Below are 9,490 nucleotides of genomic sequence, written 5' to 3' on the forward strand. Positions count from 1 at the left end.
ATGCGCAACAGCTATTGGCTGGGGACATTCGTACTGGCGTGGGGGTTGATCGGTGCCGCAGTGCACGCAGCCGACGACGTGCCGGCCGCCGCTGAAGACAATCTGGATTTCCTCCTGCTCGATGTCGCCGAACCGACGGCGAACCCCGCACCGACGCCGACACCCGCGCCTACGCCAAGCGCCGACAGCAGCGCTGCCAGCCCGGAAACCCTGCCGACGATTCCGCTGCCGACGGCGAAGCCCAGCGCAGCACCCGCATCGAAAGGCGCGCCGCGCCAGATCGAGGAAATCATCGTCACCGCGCAGAAGACCGAGCAGTCGATCCAGGACGTGCCGCTGTCGATCACCGCGGTCAACGGCGACTTCATGAACGAGGTCGGTGCGGTGTCGATCGCCGATGTCGCCGCGTATATCCCGAACCTCAAGTTCTCGTCGGACAACGACCCGGCGCTGACGCAGATCAACATCCGCGGCTTCGGCACCAGCCCGCTGAACTCGGGCTTCGAGAGCTCGGTCGGCTACGTGCAGGACGAACTCTTCTTCGGCCGCGCGCCGTACATCACCGACGGCATGTTCGACATCGACCGCGTCGAGGTACTGCGCGGACCGCAGGGCACCCTGTTCGGCAAGAACACGACCGCCGGCGTATTCAACGTCTTCACCAAGAAGCCGACCAGCGAGTTCTCGACCGACCTGCAGCTCAGCCGCGCCGATCCGGCCGAGACCCGCATCGAGGTCGGCGTCGGCGGCATGTTCGCCGACTGGGGCGGCATCCGCGTCGCGGCGCTCGACCTGGACCACGACGGCGGCGAGCTGCGCAACACCGCGCGCGACAGCACCGAGGATCGCGCCGAGCAGCAGGCGCAGCGCGTCAAGCTGCTGCTGATTCCGGCGTACGGCGTCGAGATGGAGTTCACCGCGCAGCGCTCGACGACCAGCGCCAGCTACTGGCCGGCGCAGCTCGACAACCTGTCGGACAGCACTCTGGCCTTCCTGCGCAATTACGATCCCGAGGTCGAAGGCGACGGCTACAACCACCAGCTGTCGCACAACTACGCCGGCTATCTCGACAAGGACTCCAACACGCTCGGCCTCGTCACGCGCTGGGCGACCGGCGCAACCGGGCCATTCGATGACCTCAACATCACGCTCGTGCTCGGCGACAGCGACATGAGCGTCGACGCCTCGCCGGACCTGGACATGTCGCCCGCCGACATCGGCCGCCTGCGCACCGCCTGGCAGTACGACCAGCAGAGCGCGGAGCTGCGCTTCGACGGTCTGTTCGACGACGGCCTGTTCGGCCTCGGCGATCGCCTGGAGTTCATCGTCGGCGGCTTCTACATGAAGTCCGGCATGCAACAGGCCGCGCGCGTCACCGCCGGGCCGCATCTGGTGGCCTACGCGACAACCGGCGACGTGGTCCGCCAGATTGCCGGCGGCTCTTCGACCTTGCCGCTGCCGGGCCTCGGCGCGCTCGGCCAGCTGCTCAGTGAGATCATCATGCCGGTCGTCGGCGACGACTCGTTCCAGGTCAACTACCTGACCGACGTGCAGACCATCGCACTGTTCGCGCAGAGCAGCTGGTACCTCAACGAACACTGGGCCATCACGCCGGGCATCCGCGTCAACCGCGAGAAGAAGCAGGCCGACATGAGCGGCGTCGCGAGCTGCAACACCGAGCCGATCTGCCTGATGCGCGTCGCGCTCAATGCGCGCCCGTACGACGCGCCGGGGCTGGAGCGCGAAGAGAGCGACGTCTCACCGAAACTGTCGCTGCAATACTTCCCGAGCGAAGAGTGGTCCACCTTCCTCAGCTACACGCGCGGCTACAAGAGCGGCGGCTTCAACGCCGCATCGTTCGACGGCCGCAATCTGCAGTTCGAACCCGAGAACGTCGAGTCCTGGGAAGCCGGCTTCAAGGCCAAGCTGTTCGACCGCACGCTGAGCCTCAACGCTACCGTGTTCTACGCCTACTTCGACAACCTGCAGACGCTGGCGATCGACGGCGCCTTCATCAACGTCGCCAACGCCGCGACCGCAATCTCGCAAGGCGTCGAGATGGACATGCTGTGGTTCACGCCGCTCGAGTTCCTGACGATCATGGCGTCGGTCGGCGTACTCGACGCGAAGTACGACTCCTACCCGAACGGCCAGCCGACGGTGAACATGCCGTCCGGCAGCGTCCAGGATCTCAGCGGCAAGGAACTCGCGTTCGCGCCCGACCTGTCCGCCTCGCTGACACCGACCGTCACGCTGCCGGTGTTCGGCCAGCTGCTGCAGTTCGCCGTCGACTGGCTGTACATGGGCGACCAGTACACCGATATCGACCTCGATCCGAACACCTTCGTCGCCGCGCACTCGACCTTCTCCGCGCGCATCGCGCTGGCCGATCCGAACAACCGTTGGCGCATCGCGATCGGCGGCACCAACCTTGGCGACGACAACTACGCGACGCAGGTCGTCGATACCGCGTTCTTCCCGGGCGCGTATGGCGTGACGCAGCAGGCGGGGCGGCGGGTGTTTGCGAGCTTCCAGTTCAATTTCTGATCCGATTCAACAAACGGAAACTCCCTCTCCCCGCCTGCGGGGCGCGAGCGCTGAAGCTCGCGTTGTTAGACGCCGCGAGAAGGAGTTGACCTCTACCGAACCTCCGGCAACTTCACCTTCCGCTCCACCAGCTTCCACCGCGACCCGCTGCCCCAGCGCGCATCCAGATTCATGATCGCGATATACGCATACACCGTCAGCAGCGACGCCGACAGCAGCGTGCCGCCGATCGCCGGCCAGCGGGTGATCCACTCGCGACCCAGCCAGAGATGCTCGACGACAAACAGGCCGGCATAGAGCCAGGCGTGACTGAAGACACCGATCATCAGCGCTACACGCAAGTAGCGCTGCGGCGTACCGCTGAACGCCGGCAGCTTCGTCCGCTCGCTCATGTTCCGAACACCGGCCGCGTCACCGCCAGAAACACGACGATCGTCGCAAACCAGACAATCAGCGGTGTCGTCACCAGAAAGAACCACCAGTGCTGCTGAATCTTGCGCTCATGCGCGATCTCACCGCCGTGCTCGCGCACACGCTGCTTGTTGCCGCCCAGATGCGACAGGTGGTAGTCGAAGAACTCGATCGGCAGGAACAGGCCGAAGACGATCAGCAGCTTCAGGGTCAGCCAGGTCGCGCTGCCGTCCCAGCCACCGGCGATGTACAGCGCCGGCCCGCTGATCATCACGAGCGGAAACGCAACATGCTCCAGCACCGCGCCGTGATCGAAGCGATCCATCACCCAGTCGCGCATCGCACGGGCGCCTTCGTCGTCCGGATTTCGCCGCCAGGCGCGGAACGCAGGTACGAGGTAGTGCAGATAGGCGACCGCGGTGCTGAAGATCCAGCACGCGACCGACAGCAGATGCACGAACTTGATCTGCAGATACCAGGGCGCCAGCACCGCCTGCAGCGCTTCCATGCCGAAGCTCAGCGCTTCTGCCGGCTGCGGCGGTCGATGACTTCGGCGCCGAACTTCGCCTCCTTCTCGGCGCGGGTCTTCGCGCTCCAGGCGCGCAGCACTTCATGCGCGGTCTGCTTCTCGTGTTCCATGATCTCGTCGTGCTTGTCGGTGCGCACCGTCAGCTCGACCTGCAGGCCGTTCGGGTCGTACATGTACACCGACTTCACGAAGTCATGGCCGATCGGCCCGAGGCAGGACACGCCCGCCGCGTTGATCCGCTTCTGCCAAGCCTTCAGCGCCGCCTCGTCGGCCACTTCGAAGGCCAGGTGGCGATCGAAGCTGTCGACCTTCTCGAACTGCTCCGGCTTCGCCGTCTCCGGCTGGTCGAAGAACGCGACGAACTCGCCATTGCCGAGCTCGAAGAACAGGTGCATGTACGGCACGCGCTTGTTCAGGCCCGGCACGATGTCGGCGACCAGCGTCATCGACAGCGGCAGGCCGAGCACGTCCTCGTAGAACCAGCGCGTCTGCTCGGCGTCGCGGCAGCGGTAGGCCGCGTGATGGATGCCGACCGCCCGTTTCGGCGGCGGGGCTTCGGCGGCCGGTTCTGCAGGCGTAGAGGTGCTGGACATGGCTCGTCTCCAGACCGCGTCTGAGCGCGGATATTGTCAAGTTTCTGTACTAATACCGTAGCCCTCCGTATAGGTGCTGTCAATCCGGATCGATCGGCGAGCGCCGGAAGGCCGAGCCGTTCGAGCACCAGCCGGCGCCTCGCTTTGACAGCGCGAAATCATTTAAATAATATTTGAAATATGAAAATAACAGCCGCCGTCGATCTGCTCTCCGGACTCGCTCAGGAATCGCGCCTGTCCCTCTACCGGCTACTGGTACAGAAGGGCCCGGACGGCATGGCCGCCGGCGACATCGCGACCCGGCTCGGCATCTCGCCCGCCTCGCTGTCGTTCCACCTCAAGGAACTGACCAACGCCGGCTTGATCAGGTCACGCAAGGAAGGCCGGTTCATCTACTACTCGCCGGATTTCAAGGTGATGAACTCGCTGCTGGCGTTCCTCACCGAGAACTGCTGCGAGGGATGGAAACACAAGGCGGCGTGCAGCACGCCCGCATCCTGCAAGGAGACCTGCTGATGAAACGCTTTCACGTTCATGTGTCCGTCAAGGATCTTTCCGAGAGCATCCGGTTCTACTCCAAGCTGTTCGGCGCAACGCCCGCCGTCACCGAGCGCGACTACGCGAAATGGATGCTCGACGACCCGCGCGTCAACTTCGCCATCTCGCAGCGCGGCCGCGCCACCGGCGTGAATCACCTCGGCTTCCAGGTGGATACCGACCACGAGCTGCAGGATCTGCGCACGCAGGTCGCCGGCGCAGAACTGGCCGCCGTCGAAGAAGCCGGCGCTGCCTGCTGCTATGCCAAGTCCGACAAGTACTGGATCGAGGACCCGCAGGGCATCGCCTGGGAGACTTTCCATACGCTGGGCAACATCCCGGTGTTCGGCGAGTCGATCGCTTCGGCGACCCAGCAGGCCGCGTGCTGCGTCCCCGCGCCGCGGAAGACGTCCGGTACCAGCTGCTGCGCATGAAATTCACGATTCATCCGGCGCAGAGCGGCGACGCCGCTGCGATCAAGCAGCTGCTGACCGCCGCCGCGCTGCCGGTCGACGACCTCACGCCGGCGAGCTTCGAGCGCTTCCTGATCGCGCGCGACGGCGGGCAGATCGTCGGTGCCGTGGGCATCGAAGCCGCCGGCAAAGTTGGCCTGCTGCGCTCGCTGGTCGTCAGCGAGACCCTTCGCAAGCGGGGACTCGGCGTTGACCTCGTCATCGCAGCCGAGCGCATGGCTGCGCAGATCGGCATCGAAACGCTCTACCTGCTCACCACCACCGCAGAGCGTTTCTTCGCCAGCCGCGGCTACAACAGCACGCCGCGCAACGAAGCACCCGAGTTCATCGCCCGCAGCGCGCAGTTCGGCACGCTGTGCCCGTCCACCTCCGCGTTCATGAGCAAGCCCGTGACACATCGCCCGTACAACGTCCTGATTCTCTGCACCGGCAACTCCGCCCGATCGATCCTCGGCGAGGTCGCGTTCAACCATCTGCCGCTCGCCAAGGGCAAGTTCGTCGGCTACAGCGCCGGCAGTCAGCCGAAAGGCGTGCCGAATCCCGTGGCCCTGGAATTCCTGCGCAACAACAAGCTGCCGACCGAAGGACTGCGCAGCAAGAGCTGGGACGAGTTCGCCAGGCCCGGCGCGCCGGCGATGGACTTCGTCATCACCGTCTGCGATCAGGCCGCCGGCGAGCAGTGTCCGTACTGGCCCGGCCAGCCGATGACCGCGCACTGGGGCATGCCCGACCCTGCCGCGGTCGAAGGCACGCAGGAGGAGAAGCTGAAGGCCTTCGCGAACACGTTCCAGGATCTGCGCCGCCGCATCGAGCTGTTCGCCAGCCTGCCGTTCGACAAGCTGGACAAGCTCGGGCTGCAGAATCGCATCCGCGACATCGGCAAGCAGTGAGCTTGCGCGATCGCCTGCTGGCCGAAGGCGTCGGCACCGCTTTCCTGCTCGCCGTCGTCGTCGGCTCCGGCATCATGGGCGAGCAGCTGGCCGGCGGAAATGTCGCCGTCGCGCTGCTGGCAAATTCGCTGGCCACCGGCGCCGGCCTCGTCGCGCTGATCCTGGCCTGCGGTCCGGTCTCCGGCGCGCATTTCAATCCGGCGGTGACGCTGACGCTCGCGCTGCGCGGTCAGTTCGCGTGGCGCGAAGTACCGGGCTATCTCATCGTGCAGTTCGTCGGCGCCATTGCCGGCGTCATCGCGGCGCACGGCATGTTCGGCCTGCCGCTGTTCGAGCTGGCGAGCAAAGCGCGGCCGGGCATGAACCTGGTGTGGAGCGAGTTCGTCGCGACCAGCGGCTTGCTGCTGACGATCCTGTTGTGCTCGAAGCATCGACCGGCCGCGACACCGTTCGCCGTCGCTGCGTTCATCGTCGCGGCCTACTGGTTCACCGCGTCCACGTCCTTCGCCAATCCCGCAGTCACGGTGGCGCGCGCATTCACCGACAGCTTCTGCGGCATCAATCCAGCAAACGTCGCGGGCTTCATCGGCGCACAGCTCGCCGCCGTGGCGCTGCTGGCGGCGTCTTACAAGGCCGGGCGGTAACGAACACCCTGGCGCTTCAGCGCGCCAGAAACTCCAGCACGGCACGCGTCACCTCTGCCGGCTTCTCCTCGTGCAGCGCCAGCTTCGCTCGCGGCACCGTCACCAGCTGTGCGTCACGGAACTGCGCCAGCATCCGCTGCGCATCCGGCACCGGGAAGGTCGGATCGTCCTCACCCCACAGCAGCAGCACCGCTTCGCGAAGCTCGGCATGGCGCGTGGCGAACGAGTCGACCGTCGGCCAGTGGATGCCGAGCAGGTAGTGGCTCATGCCTACCAGGCGCTGCGGATCACCGAGCAGCGGCTGCACGAATCCGCTGTGGAAGTCGCCGTCGATCAGATCAAGGTCGTAGAACGACCCGCCGAAGGCCATGCCCGAGCGCAGGAAGCTGCGCGACTTCAGCAGCTGCCGGAAGATCGCGAGCGTGAACGGCAGGCGCATCAGCAGCTGATACTCGGAGATCCACGGCGGCCGGTGATTCGGGATCTCGGTGTTGATCAGCACCTGGCGCCGCGCCCGCTCCGGGTCGATCAAGCCCAGGCAGCGCGTCACGGTCGCGCCGGTGTCCTGTCCCAGCAGGTCGTAGCGCGAGAGACCCAGCTGATCGACCATCGCCTTCAGGCGGCGCGCATGGCCCATGAAGCTGAAATCCGTCGTGGCACCCCAGCGTGATTCGCCGAGGCCCGCGAGATCGACGACGTGGCAGCGATGATGCTGCGCCAGCGCCGGCAGCACATGGCGCCAGGTATAGCCGGACAGCGGAAAGCCGTGCACCAGCAACAGATCGGGGCCAATGCCGTGGCAGCGATACGGCAGCGTGGCGTCACCCAGCTCCAGCTCGCGTACCGGCAGCGCGCGATACAAGGCGTCAGGTTCAGGCACAGGGCACTCCTCTGGAAACTCGGGGACCGCGACGGGTCATCGGGCTGGACTCTAGGGGCGGCACTGCGGGGCCTCAATTACCCGCCGGGTAATCCCCGTGCCGCTGCGGAAGGCCGGATTGACCCGCACCGCAACGCCGCCCCTGTCCGGCGGCGAATCTACTTGAAGCGCAGTAGGCGTCCCTGCCCGCTTTCGTTCAAGGTTAGTGTTCCTCACTTCACGCAGCAGAAGACCCTAAAGATGATCGCAGCCATCACCGGCGCCAGCGGCTACATCGGCCAGAACCTCGCCAAGATCCTGCTCGATGCGGGCCACCAGGTCCTGGCCATCGACCGCTTCCGCTCGCCGTCCCTCGATCCGCGCACGACCTGGGCCGAAGCCGACATCATGAACCCGGCCTCGATCCAGCAGGCGCTGGCCGGCGTCGACGTCGTCTACCACCTCGTCGCCAAGATCACCCTCGCGCAGGAAGACCCGGCTGCCTGGGCCATCAATGTCGACGGTGTTCGCAACGTCGCCGAAGCGGCGCTCGCCAACAAGGTCAAGCGCATGGTGCACGTCAGCTCCATCGCCTCGTTCGACCAGAACAAGTGCAACCGGCGCCTGTCCGAAATCTGCGAACGCTCGACGGACAACACGCTGCCGGTCTACAGCCGCTCGAAGTACGCCGGCGAGATGGAATTCCTCAAGGTCGTCAAGAAAGGCCTCGATGGCGTGATCTGCTACCCGACCGGCGTCTACGGCCCGGTCGACCACGGCGCGGTGATCTCGCGCCTCAACGCCGTGCTGCTCGACTCCGCGCGCGGCAAGATCCCGGCGATGATCGTCGGCGGCTTCGACCTGGTCGACGTCCGCGACGTCGCGCAGGGCCTGGTACTCGCCGCCGAACGCGGTCGCACCGGCGAGAACTACCTGCTCGGCGGCCACTACATCGAGATGTTCGACGCCTGCAAGATCGCCGCACAGCTCGTCGGCCGGCCGGGGCCGAAGTTCTCGCTGCCGATGGGCTTCGCGCGTGCCGTGTCGGCGATGATCGCCAGGGTCGCGAAGTCGGACACCCAGCAGGACAACCCGCTGTCCAAAGCCGCGCTCGACACCATCGCCACCTCCCCGATCGTCGACCGCAGCAAGGCCGCCCGCGACCTCGGCTACGAGCCGCGTCCGCTGGAAGAGACGATGTCGGACCTGATCGCCCACCTCGTCGCGACCGGGCACTTCAAGGCCAAGGCGAAGGCTGCGGCCTAACTGACGAAATAAGTACCTCGTCATTCCCGCGAAAGCGGGACGCGTGCGCTGAAGCACGCGTTGGCGCCGCCCATTAAGGAACGCGCTCTCCGCCCTGGATTCCCGCCTTCGCGGGAATGACGGAGCAGTTCATCTGAAACCTCGCACGGCTCCCATCGCAGGCAGACCCATGAACCCCACCCTCGCCGACCTGCAAGACCACCACGCCCTCGAACAACTCGCGATCGAATACGCCAACGCCATCGACAGCCGCGAATGGGACCGCCTCGACCGCGTCTTCACCCCGGACGCGCTGATCGACTACACCGCCACCGGCGGCATCGCGGGTTCATACAGCGAGATCAAGGCCTGGCTGCCGCGCACGCTGAAGTTCTTCAAGAGCTACATGCACCTGATGGGCAACCATCAGATCATCATCGACGGCGACACCGCGACTGGACAGGTGGCCTGCTTCAACCCGATGCTCGCGCCGACACTGCTTGGCGGCAGCAACACCGTGATCTTTGGCATCTGGTATCACGATGAATATGTGCGGACACCGGACGGCTGGCGCATCACGAAGCGCCGGCAGCAGCAGTGCTACTCGTTCAATGTGCCGTTGTGGATGAGGGTGGCGACGAAGTTGGTGGGGCCGTTTGAGCGCATGAGAAAGGTTCGCAACGACGGGCGTGTCCTAGATTTTGTGTAAACGGTCATGAGGCAGGAAACTGCCTTGCTACAAGGAGTAGCGATGACCGTAGA

The 9,490-nt window shown here is 65.4% G+C and carries 11 protein-coding genes; 7 read left to right on the forward strand and 4 right to left on the reverse strand.

Going from position 1 to position 9,490, the window contains the following annotated elements; translation table 11 throughout:
• Positions 1 to 2,547 carry a TonB-dependent receptor gene (locus tag AC3WUF_RS11460; RefSeq protein WP_492425569.1) on the forward strand — a complete coding sequence of 849 codons (2,547 nt, stop codon included), beginning with the start codon at positions 1 to 3 and terminating at the stop codon, positions 2,545 to 2,547.
• 92 nt (positions 2,548 to 2,639) lie between these two features.
• Here the strand turns inward: AC3WUF_RS11460 and AC3WUF_RS11465 are convergent, their stop codons facing one another.
• Genes AC3WUF_RS11465 through AC3WUF_RS11475 form a run of 3 tightly spaced genes read right to left on the reverse strand, consistent with a single transcriptional unit; the run spans position 2,640 to position 4,080 of the window.
• Positions 2,640 to 2,939 (reverse strand): hypothetical protein, encoded by a 300-nt coding sequence (locus AC3WUF_RS11465; RefSeq protein ID WP_492425571.1) that lies wholly within the window; start codon positions 2,937 to 2,939, stop codon positions 2,640 to 2,642.
• A complete protein-coding gene (locus tag AC3WUF_RS11470) occupies positions 2,936 to 3,466 on the reverse strand; it encodes a hypothetical protein (RefSeq protein WP_492425573.1) in 531 nt (176 codons plus the stop codon). The genes AC3WUF_RS11465 and AC3WUF_RS11470 overlap by 4 nt, the downstream gene beginning before the upstream one ends.
• Positions 3,467 to 3,474: 8 nt before the next feature.
• Positions 3,475 to 4,080, reverse strand: coding sequence for a VOC family protein (locus AC3WUF_RS11475; protein ID WP_492425575.1), 606 nt, complete (start codon positions 4,078 to 4,080; stop codon positions 3,475 to 3,477).
• Between the two features lie 180 nt (positions 4,081 to 4,260).
• Between AC3WUF_RS11475 and AC3WUF_RS11480 the strand changes: the two genes are divergently transcribed.
• From AC3WUF_RS11480 to AC3WUF_RS11495, 4 genes are read left to right on the forward strand one after another with little or no spacing between them, the layout of a single operon-like run.
• Positions 4,261 to 4,596, forward strand: coding sequence for an ArsR/SmtB family transcription factor (locus AC3WUF_RS11480; protein WP_492425577.1), 336 nt, complete (start codon positions 4,261 to 4,263; stop codon positions 4,594 to 4,596).
• A complete protein-coding gene (locus AC3WUF_RS11485; RefSeq protein ID WP_492425579.1) occupies positions 4,596 to 5,051 on the forward strand; it encodes an ArsI/CadI family heavy metal resistance metalloenzyme in 456 nt (151 codons plus the stop codon). Before AC3WUF_RS11480 ends, AC3WUF_RS11485 begins: the two co-directional genes overlap by 1 nt.
• A complete protein-coding gene (arsN2, locus tag AC3WUF_RS11490) occupies positions 5,048 to 5,980 on the forward strand; it encodes an arsenic resistance N-acetyltransferase ArsN2 (protein ID WP_492425581.1) in 933 nt (310 codons plus the stop codon). Before AC3WUF_RS11485 ends, arsN2 begins: the two co-directional genes overlap by 4 nt.
• On the forward strand, positions 5,977 to 6,624 hold the full coding sequence (locus AC3WUF_RS11495; protein WP_492425583.1) for an aquaporin: 648 nt from the start codon (positions 5,977 to 5,979) through the stop codon (positions 6,622 to 6,624). The genes arsN2 and AC3WUF_RS11495 overlap by 4 nt, the downstream gene beginning before the upstream one ends.
• A gap of 16 nt (positions 6,625 to 6,640) precedes the next feature.
• Here AC3WUF_RS11495 and AC3WUF_RS11500 read toward each other — a convergent pair whose 3' ends face one another.
• Positions 6,641 to 7,504, reverse strand: a complete 864-nt coding sequence (locus tag AC3WUF_RS11500; protein WP_492425585.1) for an alpha/beta fold hydrolase — start codon at positions 7,502 to 7,504, stop codon at positions 6,641 to 6,643.
• A 240-nt stretch (positions 7,505 to 7,744) separates the two neighbouring features.
• Here AC3WUF_RS11500 and AC3WUF_RS11505 point away from each other — a divergent pair, with 240 nt between their 5' ends.
• Positions 7,745 to 8,749, forward strand: coding sequence for an NAD-dependent epimerase/dehydratase family protein (locus AC3WUF_RS11505; RefSeq protein WP_492425586.1), 1,005 nt, complete (start codon positions 7,745 to 7,747; stop codon positions 8,747 to 8,749).
• A gap of 169 nt (positions 8,750 to 8,918) precedes the next feature.
• Positions 8,919 to 9,437 carry a nuclear transport factor 2 family protein gene (locus AC3WUF_RS11510; RefSeq protein ID WP_492425588.1) on the forward strand — a complete coding sequence of 173 codons (519 nt, stop codon included), beginning with the start codon at positions 8,919 to 8,921 and terminating at the stop codon, positions 9,435 to 9,437.
• Positions 9,438 to 9,490 lie beyond the last annotated feature (53 nt).

The sequence above is a fragment of the Fontimonas sp. FW305-C-3 genome, from assembly GCF_058783185.1.